The organism is Photorhabdus namnaonensis, assembly GCF_001684335.1.
Lineage (GTDB): Bacteria > Pseudomonadota > Gammaproteobacteria > Enterobacterales > Enterobacteriaceae > Photorhabdus > Photorhabdus namnaonensis.
The window spans coordinates 1-25,728 of record NZ_LOIC01000038.1; the positions used below are offsets into that span (position 1 = coordinate 1).

Genomic DNA, 25,728 nt, shown 5'->3' on the forward strand with positions numbered 1-25,728 from the left:
CGATAGTGTTCATGATGATGGCCTCTTAAAAAAATAAATCACACGCTGTCAATATATCGCTAACAGGGTGAGGGCGACCATCTCATTACCTATGGTAGGCTTCAGTGGAATGTTGTAGCTTCTCATCGACCACCGAGCAATAGAAATTCATCTTACCGGCATGTTCAGGCTTGAACTCTCCTCGTTTCAGCGCGATCACAACAAAGGCCCTCAAAGTCAGATAATAAAAAAGCAGGTCAAGGTAATAATCTTGTTCGCTTACGGTAATACGATATTATCGCCCCATAAAAGCAAAGCCCTTGCCGAGTTCGAGTAGGAATTTTTCAAGGTGTTTGAGAAGCTCCGTTTCCAGCTCACATTCTTTAAAGGGTTCTGATAGGGTGAGGAAATCAAAAACATAGGGATCTTTCAGGGGCTGCTGTACCAGCTCCGATTAAGATACGGGTAACCGGTTCTTGAAGTTGCTGACAGCCGAGCCCTGCCGGGCATAGGCATTGCTTTTGATGATGTGAAGCAGGGAGTCTCGGCTCTATGTATCTGGGTCTGTTCTGCATACCAGAATCGCTCGGTTTGATCCTTTATCCTCTCAATCAGCAGAATGTTGTGACCCCACGGCAATTGTGCCACAGGTTGTGGCACAATTGCCGATACGGGCTTTCCGGAATCTTGTTGCTCTATTCGTGGCAAGGCGTGCTCCCGGTAGAGCGTAGTTGGTAGTAAAAAGAAAAAATAATGGCATTTACTCAGTTAACCATTTAGCCTGTTTTTGTATTGCCTTTTCGGCAGTTACTGTAGTAGGTGTTCTTAGTAACCTTTTATTCCATGAATTGGGAACGGATAAAATGTTGCAACTTGATTTTGGATCTTCAGATTCCTTCGAACGAGCGATATCTCCATTTGAGGAGATGGCGGCATATGAAGCGTTGTGGACTGAGCAGGGCGCTACATTTAAAACTATTGCTAATAAATTTCGGCAAGCACCTAATGGTACGATACCATCTGAACTCGTCCCCGAAGAAAAAAGAGAGTCTGTCAAAAAGTCACTGAAATATATTCTTAATAAATATTCTGTGGAGCATTTAGGTATTAGAGTGCACGGAGCTAGCGAATATCCTGATAAATTGAGAGATGCTCGTTACCCAATAGAATTGTTTTATTATCAAGGTTGGTGGGATTTAGTGAATACTCGGTGTGTGGCTGTCGTCGGTTCACGAAAGATATCTGATGAAGGTCGCCGTAGAACAAGAAAGCTAGTTAAATATCTTGTGAATGATGGGCTTACTATCATTTCTGGCTTGGCTGAGGGAGTCGATACTGTTGCTCATACGACTGCGTTGGAGTTGGGAGGTAACACAATAGCGGTTATTGGTACTCCGTTGTCTCATATTTACCCAAGACAGAATAGTGAACTCCAAAAGGCAATTAGAGAAAGTTATTTGCTAATTAGCCAGGTACCATTTAAACGTTATATTGAGCAAGATTACCGTAGTAATCGTCGGTTTTTTCCTGAGCGCAATGTGACTATGTCAGCATTATCTGAAGCGACTATTATCGTTGAGGCATCGGATACCTCAGGAACGATGACGTAAGCTAGAGCGGCTTTGAATCAAGGCAGAAAATTATTTATATTAGAATCTTGTTTCAAGAATACTTCAATTAGCTGGCCGACAAAATATGAAGCGTTAGGGGCTATAAGGGTTAAAGACTATGAGGATATTAGGGAACATCTGTGACTTACCGTCTTGCAAAAATTGATGAATTGAGTCGTAGAGATCACTACTATCTTGCAGAGGACGACATTTGTTAATTTTATTGTTACTTTTATGGGGAATATACAGCCAGAAAAGGTTCTGTTTGCAGTGAAATGAATAGGTTAATAATAAATCTAAATTCAAACTCGGCTTTTTCGGTTGAAAAAAGAATATAAAATCGAGCCTCTGTGGTTGAAATTATAGTGAATACGTTATATTCTTGATTATAACAAATAGGCTATGGAGTCGATATGTGGGAAGTCATAACGACAGAGTGTTTTGATGAGTGGTTCCTGGCTCAGGAAGATGCTCTAAGGGAGTCAGTCTATGAAGCTATGGGGGTATTGGAAAAGTTCGGCCCAAAACTTGGCAGACCATATGTTGATACATTGAGTGGTTCTGATTTCCCCAATATGAAGGAACTGCGTGTACAACATGCTGGTAATCCTATCAGAGCGTTTTTTGCGTTTGATCCTACCCGCTGCGCAATTATTTTGTGTGCTGGCGATAAAACGGGATTAAATGAGAAACGTTTCTATAAGGATATGATTCGGCTGGCTGATTCCGAGTACCGTAAACATCTTGCGAAACTGGAGAAATAATCATGGCTACTTACAGAGAACTGTTGGCTAAAGAAAGTCCTGAAATGCAGGCACGAGTCGCGGAACGGGTTGAAGAAGCCAGTATCCAGATCGCCCTTAGCCAATTGCGTGATGAGCTAAAAATTTCACAAACAGAATTGGCCGCTGTTATGGGGGTCAAACAGCCTTCCGTTGCTCGAATGGAACAAGCTGACAATGATCCAAGGCTATCAACACTTAAGCGCTATGTGAAAGCATTAGGCGGCGAATTAAGTCTTGATGTGACACTTCCAACGGGTAAGCGCGTAGTTTTCCATCTTTAAGGGAGAAAGTCCGCAGAGCGGGCTTTCTTCAGATTATTGACAAGGTGTTGTTTTTTTATCCGGTACTTTGTTTTAATTAACCTCGGTTTCGTTTAAAAATAGCGATATCACAATCCCGTAAATTCAAGCTTGATTTTTTAGGTTGGAATGTATAAGCAATTAGGCCAGCGACGATTTCCAATAAAAAACCGAGCTGACTGCGGTGTCTTGAATGCGCTATCTGAGAAATATTTTTGAGCTGATCCATGACCGTTTCTATCAAAAAGCGTCTGCAAACTCTGTACTATGGTTGATTCGATAGTGTTTAAAATCGGATACATCTAACACATCATAGCGGGCAAAATTGTCTGTGTAGATCAGGCTGTCAGGCTTAATCCTGGCAGTGATTATCGGCATTAAGGTATCAGATTTAGCGTTAGGTATTAGGCGGGTGTAAACCTTGTCACCTCGCTTGAGAAGCCCAAAAACAGGGACTTTCCCCGAGGAGCCTCGTCTGCGTTTTCCCTTACGTTTACCGCCGAAATAGCTTTCGTCTATCTCGACTTCACCGTCAAACATAGAATATTCATCGACATAACCTGCGATAAGGACTCTGAGGCGGTGAAAATAGTAAGCCGAAGTCGTTTTGTTGACACCGACTAACTTTGCTGCAGTGCGAGCTGTAGCTCCGGCAACGAAGAGCCCATGAAGACGTTTTTGCTTGTATTGGCTAATCCAACTTTTTCTCATCTGGATATCCTAGATCAAATAACTTATCTAGGACAGCCCCTTAAGTTAAATACAAAGTGGAATCCCGCCCTGGTTTCAACCTTAAATTCAAGTACCCAAAATTTTTAAAATCAGATAAACAATTATTCACTGTAATCGTTACCCTTTTTCGTCACTCTGTTGATGTATATATCTACGCTGATTTAGGGTAATGCTATGGCTTATTTTCGCTTACTTTCCCGCAGCATCTTGGTATTGACGATGCTGATGAGCGGGTCTGCACTGGCTGGGGAAAAAGATGAGCTGGCCACCACACTCAGACAGCTTGACCAGGTGCAGGCCAGTTTGGAACGTGCCCGGGTTTTGGTCGTTCAGGAGGGGCAGGCAGACCGTTTTTATTTTGATTATCTCCGTGCTAACCGGGACCTCAATATTGTCCGTGAAGGCATTAACCGCTATCTGACCCCCTCCCGTGCCCAACCCGGGATTTCTTCGGCTGCGCTGGATGTGACCGGTCAATATCGTCAGGAGCGAATACGGTGAACGAGGTACAACGCAATGCATTCAGGGCCGCTTCCGGCAATCTCGATCCCCATGTGATGCCATTTCTCTGTATCGGTTTACTGATAGCGGTGCTGTTTCTCTGGGCGGCATGGGGAATGGTGGACGTCTGGCAGGGCTGGGCCAATGAAAAGGTCCGTGAAGCGGCGATGAGCCGTTTTGTCATTCGTGTGGCGTTGTTGCTGGTGATGGCTATCTGGATGTTTGCCAGCTAATTGGTTTTTTAACCTGTAATGGAAAAAAGGGAAAATGAAATGGATCTGTTAAACCGGGGATATCAGTCACTGTTCCGCCTGTTTGTCCGTATCAATACCTGTGTAGTGTCACTCAGTGTGCTGGCTTATCTGGTTTGTCAACCCGTGACAGCGGCATTGCCAACGGTTGAACCGCCTTCCAGCGGGAGTGGTGGCGGCATTTTTAATACCGTCAAAGGTTACTTGCAGGACGGCATCGTGATAGGCGGGCTGGTCGTTGCCGCGATCGCGTTTATCAATGTGGCGACAGCGGCAATCCATACTTTTTCTGAAGTTCGCAGTGACAGAGCTTCCTGGACTAAATTTGGCGCGATTGTGGTGGTTGGCGTGGTGCTGTTAGTGGCGGTTATCTGGTTGCTGGGCAAATCGACAGCCATTCTCTTTTAACCACAGGGAAGCGTCAGTATGGTTCAGACTATTCGTTTTTTACCTGACCGTCTTAACGCCGAACCTGTCGTGTTCCGGGGATTTACTACCCCAGAGCTGGGCTGGACGGCATTAACGGGACTGATAGCTGGCATGGTCATTGGCTTGTTACTGGCACCGGTAACGGGTTGGGTGATGATACCGACGGTGGCCCTGATTGCGCCGTTATTATTGATTGCCTTTGGCGGCAAATACCTGGCCCGGATGAAACGCGGTAAACCGGCGCATTATCTCTATCGACGGCTGGAGGTTAAAAAGCGGGGCTGGGGTCTGGGTGACCCGTCACTGATTATCACATCACAACGCTGGTCGTTGCGCCGCCATCACCGGGTAATGGCCCGAATGGGGCGGTTATGAGCCGTTTTCGTCATGCGATTCAAAACCGGGACCAGCATATCCTGACGTTACGCTCTGCCTGTGGTGTGCTGGTTTTGTTGTTGTTACTGAGTCTGAGTGGCTGGATGATGGCGCCGAGAGCGTTAACCATTTATACGCCGCCGGATGTCCGTAGTGGCAGTACCCGCCCGTGGTGGCAAGTGCCGGTCTCCCAGGTCTATGCCTTTGGTTTTTATATTTTTCAGCAATTGAATGCCTGGCCTAAAGACGGGGAAGTCGATTATCCAGCGAAAATAGCAGCGCTTTCTCCTTATCTGACTCCCTCCTGTCAGGTGTTTCTGGAACAGGATGCTCAAAATCGGTCACAAGTGGGTGAGTTAAAAGATCGCGTGCGGGTGGTGTATGAAATTCCGGAACGGGGCTTTCGTGACAGCAATGTGATGGTAAAAGACCGGGATAACTGGGTTATCCGGTTAGATTTAGTGGCCGATGAATATTTTCACGCTGAGCCGGTCAAACGGGCACTGGTACGTTACCCGCTTAAAGTCACCCGTTGGCAAGGGAATGCAGAGCGTAACCCGTTTGGCCTGGCACTGGATTGTTATGACAGCACACCGCAACGGCTGGAAGCCGCATCGCAGCCGGCACCGGCGAAAAAGGGGATATTCCAGTGAAAAAACAGGTACTCGTCGAATTATTGGCATTGATCGCATTATTATTCGCTGGGCTGGTGATGGTTTCACCCGTTGAGGCCGTGGAGTTGATGAAGTGGGAGCGTATCCCGCTGCCGGTTGCCTTGCATGCCGGACAGGAGCGGGTGGTTTTTGTGGATAAAAATGTCCGAGTAGGTTTTCCGAGTGCGCTGAATGGCAAATTGCGGGTACAAAGCACCGGTGGCGCAGTATATCTGTATCCGAGTGAAACGTTTACCCAGACCCGATTGCAACTTCAGGATGTGGAAAGTGGTGAAGTGATTTTGCTGGATGTGACAGCTACAAATGGAAAAGGTCCCCTTGAGCCGGTTCGTGTGGTGTACCACGGGGATGTGACCACGCTGACGGACAACCACCAGGTTCATCACGGCGCCAAAGGGGATAACACGTCAGCAACGTCTCCCTCTCCTGAGGGTGAGCGTCAGGCCGCCCGGCGTCAAAAACGGTCCTACACGGCTCCGCTGCCGGTGGTCCTGACCCGTTATGCTGCGCAGAGTCTGTATGCGCCGCTGCGTACAGTAGAAGCTGTTCCCGGCATTCACCCCGTATCATTGGCGCTACCACCCCGATTAACCACATTGTATCCCTCAGAGCCGGTAATAGTTTCCCCGTTAGGGGGCTGGGGCGTGGATAACCTTGCTGTGGTGGCGTTGAAAGTACGTAACGCCCACCGTGAGAACGTGGTGCTTGATCCACGCAGGTTACAGGGGCAATTCATAGCAGCGACCTTTCAGCATCGTTGGCTGGGACCGTCAGGCACGCCGGAAGACACGACTACCGTCTATTTGGTGGTGAAAGGGCGGCCTGAGCGTGCCTTTCTGCCTGAACCGGTGAGGTCAAAAACGCCCATGAAGCGACAAGGAAATCCCCATGCAAATTAAGTCAAACGGTCTGGTGAAGTGGGTCGTGCCTGCTTTTGTTATTGCGGGGCTGGTCGTGGGGATCAAGAGTTGTCGGCAATCAGAGACGCCCGTCAACCAGACAGTGAGTCATCAGGCCCTGGCGGAACTGTCTTCCGGGGAGCTGCTGGCATTGGGGATTGAGGGGGATACCCCGGAAGACACGTTGCGCACCCTGATTGGAGCTTTGCGCAGTATCCGTGTTCAGCAGGCGGCACTGGAAAAACAAAACGCACAATTACTGGCGGACAATGAGAAATGGCGAAACGGCAGTCAGAGCATGACTGACCAGATTAACCAGGCGGTAGCGGGCACCCGTGAGGAAACAGAAAAGCAACAGCAGGTATTGAAAGCGGAGCAGCAAACGCTGTTCAGCCGACTTGATCAGTTGACCCGTCAGTTAGGCAATAAAAGCATGAGTACAAACACCCCTCTGGTTGAGCGTGATATTCCGCTGGGATTAGGATTGGACGATACCGGCCAAAATACGACCTCAGACGGGGACAGGCTGGTCTGGATTACCCCACAGGACGTGTTACCGGCTGACTCACAGGTTGCAATGAGCGGTCAACCAGCGACTCCCCGTTTTCCCGTGTCATTTCTGGAAGACAATGCATTGAGCCGTCAGAAACTGGAATATGACGGTATGACTGAAAATCAGCAAGCCATTACCGAGGGTGATACAAACGAGACTATCCGGCCCGTTTATACCCTGCCCGAAAATACGACGCTGGTCGGCAGCCAGGCGATGACGGCATTATTAGGCCGGGTGCCGGTGAATGACAAAGTCACTGACCCATATCCTTAAGATACTGATAGGTAAAGATAACTTGACTGCCAACGGCATTGAACTACCGGATGTGGAAGGCGCGATTGTTTCGGGCACAGCTACCGGTGACTGGACCTTGTCTTGTGTGCGCGGCAATGTCACCTCCTTAACCTTTGTCTTTGCAGACGGCACCGTCAGAACCGTGCCGAAATCGGATCATCGCACCAATGGCAGCCATCATGTTCAGGATAATCATGGCGGCAGTATCGGCTGGTTGTCTGATGATAATGGTATTCCATGTATCAGCGGGACACGGAAATCCAATGCAGCCAGTTACTTACCAACCTTATTTGCTCTTTCTGGCGGTACAGCGGCGGGTGATGTGTTGTCACAGAGTCAGCTTACCACCCAGACTAACGGTTATGGCGGTGCGACGTCATCACTGACCGGGGATGCCGGTAAAGCGGTTTTGGGGCAAGCAGCAGCCGGAGGATTTAAGGCCGTATCCGAATGGGTCAAAGCCCGTTATGGCCAAACTTTTGATGCCGTTTACGTAACACCGGGTGCCAGAGTAGCAGTGCACATTACTCAGCAAATACCGATTGATTATGAAGGACAGGGACGCAGGGTGAAATATAACTTTGGTCTTGGACAGGAGGTCCGTGATGGTTTGGACTGAGAAAACGAGTATGAATAAAGCGCGAAAAATAGTGATGTTGGTGGTGATAACGATCCTGACCGGTTGCAGCACGTCTAAAGAAGAGATGCTTCCACAGGGAGATAGCACAATGCTAGCTCTGTGGCAGGGGAAAGTCTCGTCGTCACGAATTACGATGGAGGCCCGTAAAACACTGCGCCGGGAGCTGAACGAACGGGAACAGCAGGCTACTCTGAATTACACGGAAAGTTATAGCCGTACGCAGGAAAATGAAATCAGTCAAACCTTCCCACGGCTACCCAATCCGGACATGGTGATGTATCTCTTTCCCCATTTGGTTGCGGGAAATTCGCCTGTGCCGGGATATAGCACGGTGTTTTCGTTTTACAGTCAGGTGCAGTACGCTCTGCCGGGTGAGCGGACGGTGGCATTGTGATGTGGTCGCTGTTGAATAAAGCCCGCTTGCGTAAACGGAGTAATCTATCGCAAGTTTTGGGTGAAACTGAGGTCATACTACCGTCGTCTTCCACCGTTGTTGGGCGTGAACCTTTGAGGCGGCCTAGCAAAATGACGCACGCTGATGAAGCGGCACTGTATAACCCTTCACCGTCTATCATTGATTATTTGCCCTGGGCAGAATACCTGGACGAGGAAAAGTGTCTGTTGCTGGATGACGGTCTGTCAGTCGGGGCGGTTTATACCGTCTCTCCGGTCCCGACAGAAGGACGCCCCGCTGCTCGTCTGGAAGAGATCCGTGACCAGGTGGAGGATGCGTTGCAGGACAGCCTGGAGGAAGAAGATATTTCTCCCTGGGTGGTACAGTTTTTTTGTCAGGATGAAGATGACTCGTCGTCATCGCTGATGCAGCTTCGTCAATATATCAAGCCCTGGGCACAGGGCACAGCCTTTACCGAAACGTGGCTGGCTGAGACTGAACGTCATCTGCGAAGCATTGCCCGGCCTGAAGGGCTGTTTAACGACACATTGGTTACCGGTCAACCTTGGAGAGGACAGCAACGCCGTACCCGAATGGTCGTTTATCGCTGGGTCCCGGCAGGCCAGAAGGATGCTCTGTCACCGGCAGCGTTGCTTAATCAGGTCTGTAACCGACTAACGGCCTCGCTGGCCAGCGCCAGCATTTTGTGTGAACGACAAGATGGTGAACAGGTTCATCACTGGTTACTGCGGTTATTCAATCCCGCTCCAGACTGGATTAATAAAGCGACGCTATATTGGGAGGCCCGCTACACGGCCTGGCAGGCGGGTGAATTGCGTCAGGATAATGACTTCACGGAAACTTTGTGGTTTACCCCGCCACGTTCTGACGTGAAAAACGGTATATGGTGGTTTGATAATATTGCTCACCGGGCGGTACCGGTTGAACGGCTGCGTCGCCCACCAGAACCGGGGACGCTGACCGGTGAAGTGACCCGGGGTGAATATATTAATGCGCTGATGGATTTATTACCCTCGGGTACCCTTGTTTCACTGACCGTTGTCATACCGGCCCAGGATAGGTTGGAACGGGATTTTGACCGGTTGTCAAAAAATGCAGTGGGAGAAAATACTGAATCAGGGCGAGTACGCGCAGACGTAAAAGAAGCTAAGGCACATCTGGGGCTGAGACATAAACTGTGCCGTTCTGCACTGACCTTTCTGTTACAGGGGGCTGATGTTGACGATTTGAACCGTCGGCATCAGCAACTGGTCGCAACCCTGTTGGTCTCGGGGTTGCAGCCGGTCAAACCCGAATGCGACGTCGCGCCGTTAAACGGTTATCTGCGTGCCTTACCAATGTGTTTTAACCCGCAACGAGACAAGCATCACTGGTATACCCGGTTGACTTGGATGCAGCATGTGGCCGGGTTGTTGCCCGTGACAGGGCGGGCGACCGGCACCGGTAACCCGGGTCTTAGCTTTTTTAACCGGGGCGGTGATGTGCTGACCTTTGATCCGCAAAATAAACATGACCGTACCCAGAATGCGCATCTGTTGCTGTTCGGGCCGACCGGGGCGGGGAAGTCGGCTACGCTTTGTGCGAGCCTGTCGCAGTTGATGGCGGTGCACCGTCCCCGGTTATTTGTGGCGGAAGCGGGCAACAGTTTTGGGCTGTTTGCCGATTACTGTCAACGTCTGGGGCTGAGTGTCAACAAAATCAGCATTAAACCGGGCTGTGGTGTCAGCCTGGCGCTGTTTGCTGATGCTCACCAATTGCTTCAAATGGCATCTTCTCAGCTGGATTTGGCGGGTGAAAAGCCGGCAGAGGAAATTGAAGACGACGGGGACGATGAGCAGCGCGATATTCTGGGTGAAATGGAAATTGCGGCCCGCATGATGATCACCGGCGGGGAGAAAAAAGAGGAAGAACGTCTGACGCGGGCGGATCGGGGCATGATCCGCGAAGCTATCATGATGGCGGCAAAAGCGAGTGCTGACGATGGCCGACAGATGATAGCGGAAGATCTGCAAAAGGCATTGTCTGTCATTGCCCGGGACAGCCGGCGGGATGAACAGGGGCGATCATTACGTACCGAACAGCGTCGTGCCCGTGCCGAAGAGATGGCGGGGGCGATGTCAATGTTCACCAGTGGTTTTGAGGGGGAATTGTTTAATCGTCCGGGAACTCCGTGGCCAGAAGCCGATGTGACGCTGATTGACCTCGGTACGTTGGCGCGTGAAGGGTATGGTGCCCAGATGTCGCTGGCGATGGTGTCTCTGGTCAATACCATCAACAATATGGCGGAGCGTGACCAGTTTGAGGACCGGGAGATTAATTTTGTGGTGGATGAGGCGCATATACTGACCACTAATCCGCTGTTGTCGCCCTACATGACCAAAGTGGTCAAGATGTGGCGAAAACTGGGCGCCTGGTTGTGGCTGGCTACTCAGAATTTGGCGGACTATCCGGATAGTGCGGAGAAAATGCTCAATATGGCGGAGTGGTGGTTGTGTCTGACAATGCCGCCGGATGAAGTTGAGCAGATAGCGCGTTTTAAAAAGCTGTCTGAAGAACAAAAATCGGTGTTGCTGTCAGCCAGCAAACTCCCGGGCTGCTACACCGAAGGCGTGGTGTTGTCGAAAAAAGTGGAGGCGTTGTTTCGGGTGGTGCCGCCCAGTGTCTATCTGGCGCTGGGTATGACGGAGAAAGAGGAAAAGGCAGAGCGCAGGGCGATTATGAAAGCGCTTCATTGCAGCGAATTGGATGCCGCCTTTGTTGTGGCGCGCAGGCTGGACCGTGCTCGTGGTCTGATATCTGAGAAAGAGGCGGATGTGCGTGATGAGGATCTCTTAGCCATGCAGGAGTGTAGGCTATGAATATCAGGGTATTCTGGACGCTTTTGCCGTTGTTAATGCCGGTATCCGTGTTTGCCAGCACAGTGATATATACCGACACAAGCCATCCACCGCGCAATGCTGATCAACGTGTCCGGGTTGTGTACCTTGATGGCGCCGAACAGCTGCAAGCACAACTGTTCGGTCAGTTATCCGCTGATCCTCAACAGGCAGTCAAACAGGCCCGTCAGATTTTGCAGTCTCCATCGTGGCATCAACAGGGGCAACATATTCGTCAGGCTTACCAGGGGTTACTGAATGCCTGGACTCTGGGCCTTAAGAAGTTCCCGGCAGTGGTTTTTGATGATGGTTCTGTTGTGTACGGTACGACAGACGTCAGACAGGCCCGGTTACTTTGGGATACCTATCAGCGGGAAAAACAGCCATGAAATCTCCGGATTTACCGTCATTAACATGGCATTCCCGGCTGAAAAAGTTCGGCATGGTCTTGCTGCTAACGGTTGTTCTGGCGCCCGTGGCCGTTGCCAGTGTGAATACGGCCCAGATTGTGGCCAGTGCCGCGTCGGTATCGTGCATCAGTTGGCGGATAAAAGGTCTCTGTTACTGGCTGCTGTGTTCTCCCTGGGGGTGCAAGGTGCGTACCTCGGTGAAAGTGGAACATTTTATTCCTCAGGCCGTGGTCTCCGTCTATAACGCGCCTGGCGGTAATCCCTGGAGAGAAATGTCTCTGGTCAGCCAGACTATTGACGGTGTGGAAAATGCCGTAACGAGAGCAATTTCCGGGATAGCCGTGGGCGGCGGTAATCATCAGTTGAAAATCCCAGGCAACCGAAAAAATAATCTGCATTTTAAATATGCCGATGCGATTGGGCATCCGGCAACTGCCATGATGGGCGGAAAAATTTCGGGGTATGCGTGTAAAAGTGCCGCCACGCCTTTTGTGCCTTACTTTTTGAGTACTCTGGATAGCTTGGTTTGGCGGACCGGTGTGCCGGAATCATTTTATCCTGAGGCGCTTATTCCGGGTAAACGTGAACTGGGTGATTCGTTTCGGGGCAATATGTGGGGCAATATTTATCCGCGAAGCGGGTTTGTGACACAACAGGATGATAATAAAGCGGCTGCGGTAGTAGCGCAACGGGTAGCAGACATTATCACCCGTACCGGGCAGGGGCATGTTTATCAATCCCTGCAAGGGAACCGTAAACAGGGTTACTGGCCACCCGGCGAAGTAGTCGAAAATACGGGTAGCCAGAATCATCAATGGCAACGTATAGCGCCGAAAATGAGCGCATCTTGTGCTGTTTTTCCGGATAACAGCGGGGAAGCGGCAAAGGACGGGAATTATGTCTTTGCATTGTGGCAACCCTATAGTTGTTGTCAGCGACGTGGACAGACTTTTCTCTACAGTACCGATTTTTGAGACTGGGATCATGGGATGAGACAACGATTATTTTTGCCTGTATTGATAGCACTGGCGTTTATGCGTGCTCCTGTTGTTCAGGCGGCAGGTTTTGCCATTGCTGACAGCCCGATAGGTTACGGGAAAAGCCTGAATGGGGCGGTATCGGACAAGCTGTTTTACAACATAGGTGGCGGATCCGTGATATCGCAGCCGGCGACCCGCAGTCATCTGCAACATCTGGGCGGATTAAACCTCGGTTGGAGCAGTGACCTGATGTGCGGTAACTTTGATTTAAAAACGACGGTAGGGAATCAGCTTAATGGCCTGACTTCGGGGTTTAAAAACCTGATGGGGGAAGTAATACAGGGGGCTACTGGGGCCGTAGCCAGTTTGCCGGCAATGGTTATCCAGCGTGCTAATCCGGGATTATATGAAATGCTGACCAACGGGGTGTTACAGGCAGGTATTGCGTTCGACAAATCACAACTGAGTTGCCAGAACATGTCACAGCGTATGATGGATTTCTCGGATAGCAGTAAATGGACTAAAGCGGCGTTGATGGAGGAATACAAAACGCTGGTGAATACCGGCAATGGTGATGCGGTCGGCACGACACAAAAAATGGAGGTTGCGGACGGTACACAAGGTTCAAATTGGATTGGGGGTGAAAAACGGGGAGGAAAAGGGCAGAAAGCCATTCAGCCTATCCGGGATCTGGCAAAAGCCGGCTTCAATATGATGAACAACTTGCCGGCGAATAGCCATGCCAATGTCAACCGCACACAATGTAATGGCGCTGCTTGCCAGAAATTCAAGAACAGTGAAGAAGCCGCCGCCGCGGTCGTCAGGGTGTTAGGTGATCGTTCGGTTCGTACCTGTACGGACAGTCGTCAGTGTACCAGTGGCGGTACCGAAGACCAGCCGGGTGCAAGTGTCGCCGGGACGGGGTTTGCGCCGATGCTGGAAGAGGCTACCAGAACCAACATTGAGCAATTGATGAAACTGGTCAGCGGGGAAAATGCGCCTACTGTAGTCAATCTGGCAAAACTCAAAACGGGTAGCTTGGCGGTGACTCGCGGGGTTGTCCAGGCCCTGAAACGTGATCCGGACAGTGGTGCGCTGGTGAGTCGGTTGGCCAGTGAGTTAGCGATGGCCGACACCATTGAGACTGCGCTCACTATGCGGCGAATGTTGATGACCGGGCAGGCAGAACCGAATGCCGCTGCGCAGGCGCAGGCTATGGCAGAGAGTGATCGTCGTATTGCGACACTGGACAGAGAAATTACTGCCCTGAAGAATGAAATGGAGTTGCGCCGGGCGATTGCACAAAATACCGCACTGACCACGCTTGAGCGTGAACAAAATCGGGTTGAAATGAATCTGCAACGGCAATCCATCGATAATACCGACAGCCGTATTCACACCTTATCCGTACCGCCGAAAGGGCGTGAAGGACAATAATGATGTCTGAGCAAAGTGAAATCCGGGTACCTGCTGGCACTACACAAAGGTTGAGCGTGAGACTGAAACAGAATTTCAGGCGAGGGTTAATCGTCACGTTGATGATGGGGGGCATGTTGCTTGTTGCCGCAGTTGGCCTGGCGTATCCGTCTCAATTCAATGCCTTACAACATTGGATGTACACGACCCGTTACGGCTGGCTGGCCTGGCGATTGGTCATGTACAGTGTTATTGCCTGTTTCATGTGGCAGCTTTGGCGATCCCCATTGCCGTTAACACAGAAAGCGGCTCTGAAACGGATTGCACTCATTTCGCTGGGATTGGTGGGATGTTGTGAGTATGCCCTGTTCTTCGTCTCCGGAGAGCCGTCATGACAACTTACAGCTATCTGGAATATTTTCTGACCCTGCTGGGCTGGATAGTGAATAACGGCTTGTGGAATGTGCTGCTGGCCACCGGGTTATTTGTGCTGCCGCTGACATTCAAAATGATAGGTATCTGGCTGAAAGTCCGGGAAGAAGGGGAGGATGAAGGAAATAAGGGCATGCTCTCAGTGACCCGGATTGAAAACACCTTGTATGGCGCTTTCTTGGTGATGATTGCTTGCTGTGTGCCGTTGGTCAATGTGAGTCTGAGTACCATTACGTATGATGACGCGCGGGCAAAAAATTGCGGCACTTGGACACCGAAACCGGCTGAAACCGGTTATGCGTCCGTGATATCGTCGCTTGATGGTAAAACAGCGGCGGCTCCGGTTTGGTGGATACTGGTTCATCAGATTTCCAAAGGGGTGACTCAGGCCGCAACAGCTTCTCTTCCCTGCCGTCCCGACCTGAGGCAACTGCGTTTTGAGGTCCAGTATACGCGAATTAATAATCCGGCTCTGGCGCAGATATTACAGGATTTCACCCATGACTGTTATGCGCTGGCATTGTATCAGTGGAAACGTCGGGACGAGGGAAGAACTTTGGATGAAGCGGTATTACGGGATATTGAATGGTTAGGGTCAAAAACGTTTCTGAATAGTGCGGGTTATTATGATGTGCTTCAGTCAAAAACGCCCTGGTCGGATTTTCCCTGGAAACCGCACCGTGATGACGGTTTGGCTAATACGGGGCAGGGGGGATATCCGACCTGTAAGGAGTGGTGGTCAGACAGTCAGGTAGGATTGGAAAAACGGGTGATGGCTCAGGTTGAGCCAGGCATGTGGTTTCGGCTATCGGCAGCATTGAAACTGATGGGCAAAGAGACGTCAGAATACAAAGAAGCGGTGATACGGCGTCTGGTGAGCCCGGAAAGTTTGACCGCATCTCAAGGGGGACATGTCTATGCAGGCTACGGCGGTAACGCAGATTTTACCCTGATGAATTCGGTGGGCCGGATAGCCTCATTGGGCGGGGTGTCGTTGGGGAGTCTGGCGGCCTTTCCGGCGTTTGATGCCATGCGCCAGGCATTACCAATGGTACAGGCTGTTATGCTGATGGCGGTGATTATCATATTACCGCTGATTATAGTATTTGCTGTCTATGAATATAAGACGGTTATTACGCTGACCTTTGTCATGTTTGCGCTGAACTTTTTGACCTTCTGGTGGGAATTGGCACGCTGGTTGGACAGCTGGTTATTGGAGGCATTGTATGGTTCGGATACGCACAGTCGCTGGAATATGGCCGGTTTTCAGAATAGCACAGACGATATCATTATGAGTTTTGTGATGGGAGCGATGTTTATTGTGTTGCCGGCATTGTGGATGGGAGCGTTGTCGTGGGCGGGAATTAAAATGGGTGACGCAGTAACAAATGCAACGAAAAATGGTTCTGCTGATATTCAGAAATCGGGTGGGAAATTAGGAGATAGAATAAGTAGGTAACATAATTATATTAAGGAGGGGAATCCCTTCCTTTATGAACTATTCATCTTTATTGTCGACATCAATATAACCGGTTGCATCATACCAGCCCCACCCATAGGGACCATCACGATATTGATTTCCGTAACCTTGTTCATCTGTAAGTTTTTTATCAATTACACCTTTATTCAGTGAAAAACCTAGGATTATTCCAAATATTAGCATAATAACCCCAACTACCATTAATGTACCCATCAGCAAAGTGGTCGCCAGACTGGCAGCAAGTAAGTAAATGGGCAAATGCCCTACCCATGTAGGGAGATTATGTTTGTGGGCTTTAGTAACACAATTTGCATCCCAGGTACGTAAACGTTGGCATAAGTTGAGATAAATTCCAGCAACTTTTGCTCCCCGAATCTGAGCACGCATTGTACGTTGTGTGTCATGATTGTCAGTCATTGAGTAACCTCTTGTTGAGATGGTATTCATAAATAACATAATTATTTCTTGGTTAGGTTAGCCAAAAATTTAAGCGGCGTCTATGGTATGAATCGTAAAACGAGTTGTGTGTTATGCACATTTGCACGGCTGATAAAGCTCATTCACCTGACCCCATCAAAGGGTCGGGTGAATGGAAGCGGTTGGTGAGCTGGGGAGGCGAACCAACATCAGCGGTGTAACTGTGTATAACGCTTTTTTAACGAATAAGGTGAGTAGTCATATTTTTAACTTTCTGGCGGGTTGATGCATCGAAAAGAGTATTTCTTTGCGAAACTATCAGGGACACCTGTCAGTATTTTTGTCTGGAATTTTGTAGGAAACAGGAGATATTTAATTTAATAGAATAACCTTTATTACATTTTTCACTCAGCTTGTTGTAGCGTTCTATAAACTTGGAATCATAAAAAGAAAGTTTGTTAATAGTTTTGATAAGGTTTTTTGTTATTGTTATTTAAAATAAAGTCCTTATCTTTAAATAATCTAGAGACTTCTCAGCTGAATATACTAGTACGAATCTAGGATAATGATTTACAGTCGAATCAGGATTGTCAATGAGGTCAGTTAATTTTATAGTTTTGATTTTGGTACTGATTTAGATGAATGTAATAAATCATTATTCTTCTGGATAATTCTGTTATCACCATTGTTATTACTAAATAAGATTCTAAAATAGCGCTACATCTTATACTACCCATAATTCTATGTATAACAATGGGTTGGAGAAGGTCATGTGTAGCAGAATTATGAAACATTATTTAGAGTCGTCAGCATTTCTATATATGTAGCTACTATATCACTGAATTCTCGTTTGAGATTTTGACATACTATGTTTGTGTCCTCTACTGTACATATAGCCAAGCGGCGGCAAGCGTTTCTTCTGTATGTGGCAAAAAAATGGCCAGCCTAGCTACTTCAGTTAGATGTAAAATATAAAGTTTGTTATTATATTTCTGCCTTTTTACTTAGCTTTAAAAGGCCGTTGTTATTTTCTTCTAACATTTTTTGCAACCCATGTGCCACTTGTATTGTCTGGCTCGAAATTCACGTTGATACCTATTTCGTGAGGTAAATTCTTTTCATGATTTCCATGGGCATTGAGAACAAATAGATTACTTGGATGTTTAAATGCTTTTATTGAAACCACTTTACCTTCAACCTTTACAATTACACCATCCAATCTTGTCTCTACAATGTTTTTATTATACCAAGCTTCTATATCTACTGGATGTACTTGATCAAAATCTTTGGCTGCCTGTTTGAATCTCTCAATAGTTTCCTTTTTACACAGTTGGGTTATTTGCTCTATACTTTCCATAATAACAATTGTTTTTAGATTAGAGGGATTAATATACTTAATTAAGTTCAAGCACATCTTAAAACTATTGAGTACTGTATTAATGTGACCTTCAACTGAAAAACTTTTCCTATTATGCCATATAGGCTCATGATGAGCGATTCTATTACGAAGAGAATTAAGTTTTTTTATGTCGTTGGTTATATGCTTGAAAGTCACTTTTTCACCTGGGAATGCAAAATCTATCATTTCCGGCCATATTTTAAGGGACCCCTGTTTATCAGATTTATGATGATTGGAGCAAATGTTACTCCATACACCAAATGTAAGCTTTGCAATCAATTCATCCGGAGTTACTTTTCTTTTTTCTTCTTGGATAGAAGAAAGGGCATTTTCCACTGCCTCACGGCTTTTTATAAATTTGTTATCTTCTGTATTTAAATAGAAATGTTGAATCCAGTTTCTGTCTATTGCCATTTCAGCAGCGGCAGGGGGAAGCCCACTATCTATAAGTTTTTGCCGTTGATATGCTAAGTGACCATAGTATAAACTATTTCTTAGCGAAACTTCTAAAAGTTGTAATACAGGAAAGAAAGTGGCGCAGAGCCTTTTATTCCATATATAGAGTCCTAAACATTCAGCTTCATTTTCTGTGTTAAAGCCTCTTTTGTAAGTTGATATACGTCTTTCTGATATTGACATTAGAACACTTTGGACTGTCATTGTAATTCATATCCTTTTCTTACATGATTTAAAATAATATAATAATGATTGTGATATTTCACCTATACTTTTCATTTTCCTCTTTTCCATTCTTTGTGATTTATAACCGGGCTGCTGTTTTTGCCGCAGGATGCTTGACGCTATCTGTTTGTTGCTGTAGCATTCTCTCTGCTGGTTGCGGCTATTGCCGCCAGTAACGTGCTAGGGTCACAGATGATGGAAATCATGCTGCTGATGCCGAAAAATATTTGGGATAAACCCTTGTTGAGAAATCAACAGGGGTTTTCTCGTTCTCCTTAATTAAAAGGAAAAAATTAGTATACGGAAATCCTATATATTGGCATTTGTTAGTACTATAATAGTACATCTTTTGTCTTGACAGAAGGTACATTCATAGGAAAGCTTTAAGTCATGTGGTTTCTCAGCATTGTGAACATCAAAAAACACAGATTTTTGGTTCTTATAGCTTGTAGTACTGAGTGATGATAGGGGAAGGTTATGCAATCAAAACGCCGAATTTCTGAACTTAAGCAAATGTCCGTAAAAGAGCGCAAAATTGAAGGCATGCGTCGAGCTAAGGCTGCTTTTGATCTGGCTGAACGTACAGGTACGTTAACAAAGCGTCCTGTTATCGTTGAGTGCTGCTTTTTTCGTTAGCTTGCTAGGTTGGTAATTATTCTTTGGGTGTTCTATCCAATTGTTTTAATACTCGCACACTCATTTCTCCGTGCTGCTTCTTAAATGTACTGCATTCTCAATTGGCTATTTAGCCTGATTAAGCGAGAATTGAAAGGTATCGTCATTCTATACCTTGTGCTTAACTCTACGCTATTATGATCACTAAGTGACGGTGTTTAATTTTTTTCTTGACTTATCAGGGTAGTAATGTAACGCAAAATTTCTTTATCTGTTGATTCATTCCCATCAAGAGCTACTTTGATTGCTTGTTTCAAATTTGATCTAATTTTAAGCTTATCAATAAGTTCTTCGATATCTTGCTTTTCATGGATCATGGTTAATATCCCTTCAATACCTTTTCGATGCATTAAATTAATTAATGTTTTTGCTTCTTTGACATCAAGAGAATCTAAAATGAGGGACCATGCTGTTTTTAGTTCATCATATCCATAGCCTGTGTCGTCTCTTTGGGAATCATCAGTAGGTTTTTCATTCGGAGTCCCAGAAGCTAGCCATTCCAAAGAAACACCTTCTATTCTAGCGATTTTCTGAGCTACATATAGAGATGGTAGTGTCTTTTTATCGAAGTAGTTATTTAACGTCGAATAAGGTATTTGCCATTCTGTTGAAGCAGCTCGAAGACTCCTTCCTTTAAGAAGCTGTTTTAACCTGTTTTTAAAGGTTTCTTTTCCTTCTTCAAGGAAAGTAGCTTCGTTAGTCTTATTGTTCATATTTTCCTTTTTACGAATGAATTTCTATTTATAGAACGATAATCTACAGCAGTGAATGATCCTCCAAGGATTATCTGCACTGATATCTTTTTAGAGTAATTGAAATATAGATTGAAGTAAAACGTACTACTAACAGAGTTTAAAGCAAAGAATGTTACTCGTCGTTTTACAGTATTATTAGATAGTTATACCCGATTGGAGAATTATTGTGGAGAAAAAAGATTGGCACCCAGCAGATATTATCGCTGCTTTAAGAAAAAAGGGAACATCATTGGCAGCTATTTCTAGAGAAGCAGGGCTGGCATCGTCAACGTTATCTAATGCCTTGCAAAGACCTTGGTGTAAAGGTGAAACAATTATTGCAAATGCATTGGGACAGAAACCTGATGAAATCTGGCCTTCCCGTTATCAGAAAAGAAGGAAGAGATATTGATCTCCAGGCGAAAGAATATGGTGACAGTTATAGGAACCATAAAAACAACGCTCTGAAAGTGCTGTAACACAATCAGAGCGCCTAACCACAACATTATAAGAGCTAATGCTATGGCTAATATGAATAGTAACATATCCTCATACTCAAAGCGTTATACATTTAACGCACAATCTAATGTAGAAACCGAAGTACATACCACGCTTACAGACTTTTCTTTGGTTTTAATTTTTTGTAAACCAATTGGGAAGCAATATTATGCACAGTAGCGTCCCTGATACTCCCGACGACGGTGATATATCTGATGTGAATATCCTATGGTCTGGCATGTCGGATGCGATTGCATCACTGGATTTTTCATGTATTAGCGATACTGTACTGTGTCAGTTAATTGAATCATCCAAAGAAAATACTATGGGCATGTGTCATGGTGTAACTTTTCTTGGTGACTCAATGTTGTCGTTTGCCAGTAATAACATCCATGAATTTACGCCAGAGAGTTTGTGTCAGCTCGGGCATAGCCTAGAGGCGTTGAGTTCTCTATTACCGATGTTGTTTACTCTGCATGAAAAAGCGAGTGGTGAATATCGTCGTAGAACTTCGAAAAACGAGATAAAATAGCTTTGTCAAATGAAACCGGAAAATTTTTGGATGGTTTATCCGGTTTAAAGGCATAAACTATTGCCGACAGGGTGTTCGATACTCATTAGAGCTGATTTTTCCCCTTCCCGAGGCACGGTAAAAGTTTCTTTTGATGTATGGGCCCGTGTATTTTGTGAGTGGTGTATTAGTTCAGATTAGATCTGACACTTCGATTTGAAAAGAAGAGAGTTACCCGTTTTGATTAAAGGTCGCGCTAGGAATAGCCAGTAACGGCTATTCCTAGCGCGACCAATGAACACATTAATAAAAAGGACGTTAGTTGCTGCGGCTGACGCTCTTAATGGGATTCCTTCTGGTGTCAGAATCAATGACGGATCTGCGCCAAATCGTCTTCAGATAAGCCAGTCGCTTCGAGAACAGCCTCGCGAGGCATCCCCATTTTCAGAAGGCTGTGGGCAACGTCGAGTTTACCCAGCCGCACGCCTTCTTCACGTCCTTTCTGTTCACCCAACTGAATCCCTTTCCGAATCCCGCGTTGTTCGCCCTCGAGGCGGAGTTTTTCAGCGATAGTCATCAGAGCTTCCTCATGCTGTGGCACACGTGATGCCAGAGTGTTTAGCAAAGCAGCCGGATCGTGAGATTCTCCCGCCTGCAGCATATAGTTTATCACAGATATCAGTTGTTCCTGCGTGGTATATCCTTCCAGTAACAATGTTACCAGCTGGTCAAGCAGCTCGGTCAGATCACGCTGGCGAATGTGTTTCTGCAACATTTCGAGCACAGCCATACGACGATGTTTCATTATTTCGTCGTCCGGAATAACGGTAATATCAACCAGCGGAAAATCTTTATTGTACAGCTCGCCGGCAAGTTCCGGATCATCGAACTCCAAAAGCCAATTCATCGGATACGGATACGGACTGATCTTTCCCTGGTAGAATAGTACGGGTATCACCAACGGTAATGTTTTATGACCAGCATCAAGATGACGTTGCATGGCAGCAATGGCATAACGCAACATCCGAAAAGCCATGTGTTTATCAGGCGAGTTTTGATGTTCAATCAGACAGTATACATAACCGTCACCCTTACCCGTTTTCAGTGAATACAAAACGTCACTGTAGTATGGCCGCAGATCGTCTTCAATGAAGCTTCCCGATACCAGTTGCAGCGTATTCAGATCACAAACCTTCAGCAGAGTTAGTGGTAAATGGAACTGTAGAAAATCTCTGGCCGTATCTGGATGCGTCAGAAACTGCTTAAAAATAGCATCATGTAATGTTGGCGTAGTGTTCTTCTTCATTGTTCATCATATCCCTGTAACCCCGATACTCATTTTAACATATTCTCCGGAGGTTCACAGAGAGATCAGTTCAGGTAAAAGGTTAAATGACCCTCGACAGAAACCAACCCCACATTTGTAATTTTTACTCCTACCTAGGTCAATACGCATCCATAAATCAAGAGAACCTTGCTCTAACAGAACAAGGCTTTTTGATACATAAAATGTATTAATTGATTTTATTAGCTTTTTCCATAACAATTTTTAAGTTATCACGGGCATCTTTTTTTGTTTTGCCTTTACCTTGTATTGTTTTTGCATACTCCTCTACAGATATAATTTCATTTTTAGTTATGGTGTTATCCATTCTAGATACATCAAATTCAATAACATACTTACCATTAACAAGATAAGTATAAATATCTACACCTTGATCTATACCCTGACCTAAGAAATAAGCTGAATTAACAACCCCAAACTCTTTTTTTAAAAAAGGGATAATATTGTTTTGTTCTAACAACTTAAAATCAACCAACATCTTTTTTGCTAATTCATCTACATTCATATTACATCTTTCCCGGAGTTGCTGTTATCAAATTACCATGTTTATCTGTAAGAATTGTCATAGTATTTGTTGGTTTTCCATCACTAAATTTATCGACACCTATATTTCTATCAAAAGTAATTACTCGTTCATAAAGAATCTCTTTTTGACCAGTTGTCTTATTAATTGAAATACGAGTATTACTAATAGGTATTTTTGTAACTTCTGAACTCTTAAGGATATTTTTCACTTCAGACTGACTGATAGTAAATTGACTCGCGTTATCTTTACCAGAAAAATGACGTTTAATAACATGCTCCCAACCAGCCTTAGAGTCACCATTTTGAACATTGATACGAGATTGAACAATTGGGTGATCTAAATTTGTTTTAGCAATTACATTATCAGCACCGTTTGAAATTTTATATCCATTGACAGTAGAGATTTCCTTCCCTTTTTCGGTATTAACCAGCTGACCTTGGGCTGCATTGATGGTACTCTTACCTGCCTTACTAATCCCACCGGCCACCCCCGCAGACGCCGCAATCCCCGTCTGCCCCATAATCTTCACGATTTCCTGGGGGGGTTCTTCTGAGCCGCCGGTGACTTGGGCACGATGGAGTACTAAATTCCGTGATGCATCAATATTCGACATCGCACCGCGTAAATCTGCCCATTCTCGTACTTCTGCCGGCGTGAGGGAATCCAGCCCCTGCATTCTGGCTTTTTCCTGAATTTCGCCTATTCGTGCGCTGTAATCACCTTGCAATGCCCGCAGTTCTTTGGCAACAGCAACGCACTGGTCAGCGCCTGAACAAGTTGCTATCCGTTCCTGAACCTTGTCATACTCCTGCCGATATTTATCCCTAACGGCAGAGCGGCAACTGCTATCACCCTGACAATTAACCAGTTCCTCACTGCGCGATTGATTCTTCTCCACACTTAGGTGATTGTTATCGACAACAACCCATTCCATTGCGAAGTTGATTACCGAACGCCGATTTTCCTAATACCCTCAGTCAGTTACAACCTATTTTTCCCAGTGTGGTTTGATGCTGAACCCACAACTCCCCGACGCGACTTTTTAGCCTGATAAGCCACTTTTCTCAGGCGTAATAAACTGCCCCTTTTAAATGTCGGATAATTGTCTAACATTTGGGGGGGCAGTTCACAATAGCGGGGATCGATGTTCATTTATTAGGTGGATAGTTGTAATGATCTGGGATTACGTAATCTTCTGGAATAGAAGGTAATTCACATTGTTCACCCCAACCAACTTTTTCAATATCTTCAAAAAGATTCAGGAAAAAATTTGATAAATCAAGTGAAATAACTCGAGCCATAACTAAAGCACACTTAGCCGTTATCATATCTTTCCTTTGGATTGCATCTGTCAATAAATTCAGTTCTATCTCTAACTTAGCTAAGTCTTCTTGCAGTCTCTTATCAAGATCTAACCGATAATCGATACTCCAATCTGAATCAACAAACTTAAAATCAGCAGCACTAATTTTTGACAGTTCTAATATTGCACGTTTGATTTGATCCAAACCACTCATTTCAATTTCCTACCTATAGCCTTGTCTGTTTTGGCTTGATTAATGCTTCCATCAAGGTTGATAACAACCTTAAAGTTCCCTCTTTTGTCAAAGATTTCCAAGTGGTTCTTATGATCACCATCCAAATAAAATTGATCACCTTTTTTGATATGAGTCCCAATATCACTTGAAGCTTGGTAAATACTCTGACCATCATACATTTTACTTGTTTTTTGTGAATTCGATTTCGCTTTGCTCCCAAACCCTGGCTGCCTGAAGAATTCTCCCATATTACCAACAGCCCCCTGATTCGGTTGATACGGTTGTTTGCCTTTTCCGACATCCCCGCGGCCTTTTGCTCCTGCTTTACTGATCCCTCCGGCCACTCCCGCAGACGCCGCAATTCCCGTTTGACCCATAATCTTCACGATTTCTTGGGTGGTTTCTTCTGAGCCCCCTGTGACTTGGGCACGATGGAGTACCAAATTCCGTGATGCGTCAATATTCGACATCGCACCGCGTAAATCTGCCCATTCCCGCACTTCTGCTGGCGTGAGGGAATCCAGCCCCTGCATTCTGGCTTTTTCCTGAATTTCGCCTATTCGAGCACTGTAGTCACCTTGCAATGCCCGCAGCTCTTTGGCAACGGCAACGCACTGGTCAGCTCCTGAACACGTTGCTATCCGCTCCTGAACCTTGTCATACTCCTGCCGATATTTATCCCTAACGGCAGAACGGCAACTGGTATCACCCTGACAATTAACCAGTTCCTCACTGCGCGATTGGTTCTTCTCCACACTGAGGTGGTTGTTGTCCACCGAATTCTTCCCAGCCTGCGCCCCGGTGAGGGCGCTGGCGGTGGAGTCACCGGCAATGCCGCCCGCCAGTCCTGCCGCCAGGGTGGAGAGGGTGCTGATGGTCTGTTTCTGTTCCTCCGTTAATTGACTGACTTTTGCTCCGTCGCCGTAAAGCTGCTTAATCAGGACCTGAGCCGCCAGTTCACCCGAAACCGCACCGGCTGCCCCTGACAGGGCATTGTTACCGCTCACTTCCGCCGCCACCGCGCCTAAAATCGCATGGGCCAGCGTATTGGTGGCGATATCCACCTGATGGGTTTGCGGATCAGTCGTTAGCTCTTTTATCACGCCCGCCAGATACGGTGAAGCGCCCCCGGCCAGCGCCTGACCGAGATTGTTGCCCGCTAAACCCTGAATGGCTGCCGTAGCCGCCTGTAGGGCTTTCTGATAGGTTCCGCCGGTCCCCAAGCCCGAGTCATTCAGCGCCTGTGTGTAAGCGGTGTCATAAACTTGCTTATTGATATCCGCCGAAGTCGGGTGTGGATTGCCGCTGTCGACCAGTTTTTTTCTGGCGGCGGCTTTGTCCGGTTCACTGATATGATTCAGTTTCGCTTTCGCC

27 protein-coding genes and 4 pseudogenes are annotated in these 25,728 nt (G+C 46.5%); 20 read left to right on the plus strand and 11 right to left on the minus strand.

From position 1 onward, the window contains the following. Nucleotides 1-85 precede the first annotated feature (85 nt). A pseudogene (locus tag Phpb_RS26655) lies at nt 86-427 on the minus strand (PDDEXK nuclease domain-containing protein). Between the two features lie 415 nt (nt 428-842). Between Phpb_RS26655 and Phpb_RS07665 the strand changes: the two are divergent. The 3 genes from Phpb_RS07665 to Phpb_RS07675 all read left to right on the plus strand — a co-directional run bounded on the left by Phpb_RS07665 (nt 843) and on the right by Phpb_RS07675 (nt 2,655). Continuing rightward, nucleotides 843-1,589: a DNA-processing protein DprA gene (locus tag Phpb_RS07665; protein WP_240492449.1), complete on the plus strand. Its 747-nt coding sequence runs from the start codon at nt 843-845 to the stop codon at nt 1,587-1,589. A gap of 413 nt (nt 1,590-2,002) precedes the next feature. Then, nucleotides 2,003-2,353 (plus strand): type II toxin-antitoxin system RelE/ParE family toxin, encoded by a 351-nt coding sequence (locus Phpb_RS07670; RefSeq protein WP_021324372.1) that lies wholly within the window; start codon nt 2,003-2,005, stop codon nt 2,351-2,353. A 2-nt stretch (nt 2,354-2,355) separates the two neighbouring features. Beyond that, nucleotides 2,356-2,655: a helix-turn-helix domain-containing protein gene (locus Phpb_RS07675; RefSeq protein ID WP_065389842.1), complete on the plus strand. Its 300-nt coding sequence runs from the start codon at nt 2,356-2,358 to the stop codon at nt 2,653-2,655. Between the two features lie 76 nt (nt 2,656-2,731). Here the strand turns inward: Phpb_RS07675 and Phpb_RS23620 are convergent. Continuing rightward, nucleotides 2,732-2,926 (minus strand): annotated as a pseudogene (locus tag Phpb_RS23620) (transposase); the annotation flags it as partial. Beyond that, nucleotides 2,923-3,384 (minus strand): annotated as a pseudogene (locus Phpb_RS07680) (IS1595 family transposase); the annotation flags it as partial. The pseudogenes Phpb_RS23620 and Phpb_RS07680, both read right to left, overlap by 4 nt. A 195-nt stretch (nt 3,385-3,579) precedes the next feature. Between Phpb_RS07680 and Phpb_RS07685 the strand changes: the two are divergent. The 14 genes and pseudogenes from Phpb_RS07685 to Phpb_RS07750 all read left to right on the plus strand — a co-directional run bounded on the left by Phpb_RS07685 (nt 3,580) and on the right by Phpb_RS07750 (nt 16,009). Next, a complete protein-coding gene (locus tag Phpb_RS07685; RefSeq protein ID WP_065389843.1) occupies nt 3,580-3,906 on the plus strand; it encodes an integrative conjugative element protein, RAQPRD family in 327 nt (108 codons plus the stop codon). Next, complete coding sequence (locus Phpb_RS07690) at nt 3,903-4,139, plus strand: TIGR03758 family integrating conjugative element protein (RefSeq protein WP_036807926.1); 237 nt, start codon at nt 3,903-3,905, stop codon at nt 4,137-4,139. Before Phpb_RS07685 ends, Phpb_RS07690 begins: the two co-directional genes overlap by 4 nt. 39 nt (nt 4,140-4,178) lie before the next feature. Beyond that, complete coding sequence (locus Phpb_RS07695; RefSeq protein ID WP_240492450.1) at nt 4,179-4,565, plus strand: TIGR03745 family integrating conjugative element membrane protein; 387 nt, start codon at nt 4,179-4,181, stop codon at nt 4,563-4,565. 18 nt (nt 4,566-4,583) lie between these two features. Further along, nucleotides 4,584-4,961 (plus strand): TIGR03750 family conjugal transfer protein, encoded by a 378-nt coding sequence (locus Phpb_RS07700; protein ID WP_065389845.1) that lies wholly within the window; start codon nt 4,584-4,586, stop codon nt 4,959-4,961. Next, nucleotides 4,958-5,614: a PFL_4703 family integrating conjugative element protein gene (locus Phpb_RS07705; RefSeq protein ID WP_065389846.1), complete on the plus strand. Its 657-nt coding sequence runs from the start codon at nt 4,958-4,960 to the stop codon at nt 5,612-5,614. Before Phpb_RS07700 ends, Phpb_RS07705 begins: the two co-directional genes overlap by 4 nt. 59 nt (nt 5,615-5,673) lie before the next feature. After that, nucleotides 5,674-6,534, plus strand: a complete 861-nt coding sequence (locus tag Phpb_RS07710) for a TIGR03749 family integrating conjugative element protein (RefSeq protein ID WP_229000742.1) — start codon at nt 5,674-5,676, stop codon at nt 6,532-6,534. Next, a pseudogene (locus Phpb_RS07715) lies at nt 6,524-8,000 on the plus strand (TIGR03752 family integrating conjugative element protein). The gene Phpb_RS07710 and the pseudogene Phpb_RS07715 overlap by 11 nt, the downstream one beginning before the upstream one ends. A gap of 10 nt (nt 8,001-8,010) precedes the next feature. Further along, entirely contained in the window at nt 8,011-8,415 is a 405-nt protein-coding gene (locus tag Phpb_RS07720) for a TIGR03751 family conjugal transfer lipoprotein (RefSeq protein WP_036808499.1), read from the plus strand. Beyond that, nucleotides 8,412-11,294, plus strand: coding sequence for a conjugative transfer ATPase (locus Phpb_RS07725; RefSeq protein ID WP_082302546.1), 2,883 nt, complete (start codon nt 8,412-8,414; stop codon nt 11,292-11,294). Before Phpb_RS07720 ends, Phpb_RS07725 begins: the two co-directional genes overlap by 4 nt. Continuing rightward, a complete protein-coding gene (locus Phpb_RS07730) occupies nt 11,291-11,701 on the plus strand; it encodes a TIGR03757 family integrating conjugative element protein (RefSeq protein ID WP_046396489.1) in 411 nt (136 codons plus the stop codon). Before Phpb_RS07725 ends, Phpb_RS07730 begins: the two co-directional genes overlap by 4 nt. Before the next feature lie 53 nt (nt 11,702-11,754). Then, nucleotides 11,755-12,696, plus strand: a complete 942-nt coding sequence (locus Phpb_RS07735; RefSeq protein WP_165603279.1) for a TIGR03756 family integrating conjugative element protein — start codon at nt 11,755-11,757, stop codon at nt 12,694-12,696. 15 nt (nt 12,697-12,711) lie between these two features. Beyond that, complete coding sequence (locus tag Phpb_RS07740; protein WP_065389849.1) at nt 12,712-14,139, plus strand: integrating conjugative element protein; 1,428 nt, start codon at nt 12,712-12,714, stop codon at nt 14,137-14,139. Nucleotides 14,140-14,141: 2 nt separating this feature from the next. Next, nucleotides 14,142-14,513 (plus strand): hypothetical protein, encoded by a 372-nt coding sequence (locus Phpb_RS07745; protein ID WP_065389850.1) that lies wholly within the window; start codon nt 14,142-14,144, stop codon nt 14,511-14,513. Beyond that, nucleotides 14,510-16,009: a conjugal transfer protein TraG N-terminal domain-containing protein gene (locus tag Phpb_RS07750; RefSeq protein WP_065389851.1), complete on the plus strand. Its 1,500-nt coding sequence runs from the start codon at nt 14,510-14,512 to the stop codon at nt 16,007-16,009. The genes Phpb_RS07745 and Phpb_RS07750 overlap by 4 nt, the downstream gene beginning before the upstream one ends. A gap of 39 nt (nt 16,010-16,048) precedes the next feature. Here the strand turns inward: Phpb_RS07750 and Phpb_RS07755 are convergent, their stop codons facing one another. Together Phpb_RS07755 and Phpb_RS07760 are read right to left on the minus strand one after the other, a co-directional pair. After that, nucleotides 16,049-16,447: a hypothetical protein gene (locus tag Phpb_RS07755; RefSeq protein ID WP_065389852.1), complete on the minus strand. Its 399-nt coding sequence runs from the start codon at nt 16,445-16,447 to the stop codon at nt 16,049-16,051. Nucleotides 16,448-17,471: 1,024 nt separating this feature from the next. Next, complete coding sequence (locus tag Phpb_RS07760) at nt 17,472-18,485, minus strand: Abi family protein (protein ID WP_165603278.1); 1,014 nt, start codon at nt 18,483-18,485, stop codon at nt 17,472-17,474. A gap of 519 nt (nt 18,486-19,004) precedes the next feature. Here Phpb_RS07760 and Phpb_RS25985 point away from each other — a divergent pair. Further along, on the plus strand, nt 19,005-19,163 hold the full coding sequence (locus Phpb_RS25985) for a hypothetical protein (protein ID WP_021324431.1): 159 nt from the start codon (nt 19,005-19,007) through the stop codon (nt 19,161-19,163). A 197-nt stretch (nt 19,164-19,360) separates the two neighbouring features. On the opposite strand, the gene Phpb_RS07765 is transcribed toward Phpb_RS25985, so the two are convergent. Further along, nucleotides 19,361-19,915 carry a transcriptional regulator gene (locus tag Phpb_RS07765; protein WP_058589720.1) on the minus strand — a complete coding sequence of 185 codons (555 nt, stop codon included), beginning with the start codon at nt 19,913-19,915 and terminating at the stop codon, nt 19,361-19,363. 202 nt (nt 19,916-20,117) lie between these two features. Between Phpb_RS07765 and Phpb_RS07770 the strand changes: the two genes are divergently transcribed. Both Phpb_RS07770 and Phpb_RS07775 read left to right on the plus strand, forming a co-directional pair. Further along, on the plus strand, nt 20,118-20,348 hold the full coding sequence (locus tag Phpb_RS07770) for a helix-turn-helix domain-containing protein (RefSeq protein ID WP_046396484.1): 231 nt from the start codon (nt 20,118-20,120) through the stop codon (nt 20,346-20,348). A 255-nt stretch (nt 20,349-20,603) separates the two neighbouring features. After that, nucleotides 20,604-20,966, plus strand: a complete 363-nt coding sequence (locus Phpb_RS07775) for a hypothetical protein (RefSeq protein WP_011145448.1) — start codon at nt 20,604-20,606, stop codon at nt 20,964-20,966. A 346-nt stretch (nt 20,967-21,312) separates the two neighbouring features. On the opposite strand, the gene Phpb_RS07780 is transcribed toward Phpb_RS07775, so the two are convergent. The 5 genes from Phpb_RS07780 to Phpb_RS27220 all read right to left on the minus strand — a co-directional run. Continuing rightward, nucleotides 21,313-22,251: an Rpn family recombination-promoting nuclease/putative transposase gene (locus Phpb_RS07780; protein WP_065389854.1), complete on the minus strand. Its 939-nt coding sequence runs from the start codon at nt 22,249-22,251 to the stop codon at nt 21,313-21,315. A gap of 208 nt (nt 22,252-22,459) precedes the next feature. Continuing rightward, nucleotides 22,460-22,795 carry a hypothetical protein gene (locus Phpb_RS07785; protein WP_036807896.1) on the minus strand — a complete coding sequence of 112 codons (336 nt, stop codon included), beginning with the start codon at nt 22,793-22,795 and terminating at the stop codon, nt 22,460-22,462. A 1-nt stretch (nt 22,796) separates the two neighbouring features. Beyond that, nucleotides 22,797-23,750, minus strand: a complete 954-nt coding sequence (locus tag Phpb_RS26665; protein WP_065389855.1) for a hypothetical protein — start codon at nt 23,748-23,750, stop codon at nt 22,797-22,799. Between the two features lie 214 nt (nt 23,751-23,964). Beyond that, nucleotides 23,965-24,333, minus strand: coding sequence for a hypothetical protein (locus Phpb_RS07795; RefSeq protein WP_036771428.1), 369 nt, complete (start codon nt 24,331-24,333; stop codon nt 23,965-23,967). Further along, nucleotides 24,330-25,728 (minus strand): VENN motif pre-toxin domain-containing protein (locus tag Phpb_RS27220; protein ID WP_276204257.1); only part of this gene is annotated, 1,399 nt, incomplete at its 5' end. The genes Phpb_RS07795 and Phpb_RS27220, both read right to left, overlap by 4 nt.

Bases quoted from the DNA above. Each gene is read 5' to 3' on its own strand.
- Phpb_RS07695 (WP_240492450.1), top strand. From the start codon at position 4,179: ATGGATCTGTTAAACCGGGGATATCAGTCACTGTTCCGCCTGTTTGTC.
- Phpb_RS07700 (WP_065389845.1), top strand. From the start codon at position 4,584: ATGGTTCAGACTATTCGTTTTTTACCTGACCGTCTTAACGCCGAACCT.
- Phpb_RS07665 (WP_240492449.1), top strand. From the start codon at position 843: ATGTTGCAACTTGATTTTGGATCTTCAGATTCCTTCGAACGAGCGATA.
- Phpb_RS07730 (WP_046396489.1), top strand. From the start codon at position 11,291: ATGAATATCAGGGTATTCTGGACGCTTTTGCCGTTGTTAATGCCGGTA.
- Phpb_RS26665 (WP_065389855.1), bottom strand. From the start codon at position 23,750: ATGGAATGGGTTGTTGTCGATAACAATCACCTAAGTGTGGAGAAGAAT.
- Phpb_RS07755 (WP_065389852.1), bottom strand. From the start codon at position 16,447: ATGACTGACAATCATGACACACAACGTACAATGCGTGCTCAGATTCGG.
- Phpb_RS07765 (WP_058589720.1), bottom strand. From the start codon at position 19,915: ATGAACAATAAGACTAACGAAGCTACTTTCCTTGAAGAAGGAAAAGAA.
- Phpb_RS07785 (WP_036807896.1), bottom strand. From the start codon at position 22,795: ATGAATGTAGATGAATTAGCAAAAAAGATGTTGGTTGATTTTAAGTTG.
- Phpb_RS07670 (WP_021324372.1), top strand. From the start codon at position 2,003: ATGTGGGAAGTCATAACGACAGAGTGTTTTGATGAGTGGTTCCTGGCT.
- Phpb_RS07685 (WP_065389843.1), top strand. From the start codon at position 3,580: ATGGCTTATTTTCGCTTACTTTCCCGCAGCATCTTGGTATTGACGATG.
- Phpb_RS07795 (WP_036771428.1), bottom strand. From the start codon at position 24,333: ATGAGTGGTTTGGATCAAATCAAACGTGCAATATTAGAACTGTCAAAA.
- Phpb_RS25985 (WP_021324431.1), top strand. From the start codon at position 19,005: ATGCAATCAAAACGCCGAATTTCTGAACTTAAGCAAATGTCCGTAAAA.
- Phpb_RS07745 (WP_065389850.1), top strand. From the start codon at position 14,142: ATGTCTGAGCAAAGTGAAATCCGGGTACCTGCTGGCACTACACAAAGG.
- Phpb_RS07710 (WP_229000742.1), top strand. From the start codon at position 5,674: ATGGTTTCACCCGTTGAGGCCGTGGAGTTGATGAAGTGGGAGCGTATC.
- Phpb_RS07720 (WP_036808499.1), top strand. From the start codon at position 8,011: ATGAATAAAGCGCGAAAAATAGTGATGTTGGTGGTGATAACGATCCTG.
- Phpb_RS07775 (WP_011145448.1), top strand. From the start codon at position 20,604: ATGCACAGTAGCGTCCCTGATACTCCCGACGACGGTGATATATCTGAT.
- Phpb_RS07675 (WP_065389842.1), top strand. From the start codon at position 2,356: ATGGCTACTTACAGAGAACTGTTGGCTAAAGAAAGTCCTGAAATGCAG.
- Phpb_RS07705 (WP_065389846.1), top strand. From the start codon at position 4,958: ATGAGCCGTTTTCGTCATGCGATTCAAAACCGGGACCAGCATATCCTG.
- Phpb_RS07760 (WP_165603278.1), bottom strand. From the start codon at position 18,485: ATGTCAATATCAGAAAGACGTATATCAACTTACAAAAGAGGCTTTAAC.
- Phpb_RS07780 (WP_065389854.1), bottom strand. From the start codon at position 22,251: ATGAAGAAGAACACTACGCCAACATTACATGATGCTATTTTTAAGCAG.
- Phpb_RS07750 (WP_065389851.1), top strand. From the start codon at position 14,510: ATGACAACTTACAGCTATCTGGAATATTTTCTGACCCTGCTGGGCTGG.
- Phpb_RS07740 (WP_065389849.1), top strand. From the start codon at position 12,712: ATGAGACAACGATTATTTTTGCCTGTATTGATAGCACTGGCGTTTATG.
- Phpb_RS07735 (WP_165603279.1), top strand. From the start codon at position 11,755: ATGGTCTTGCTGCTAACGGTTGTTCTGGCGCCCGTGGCCGTTGCCAGT.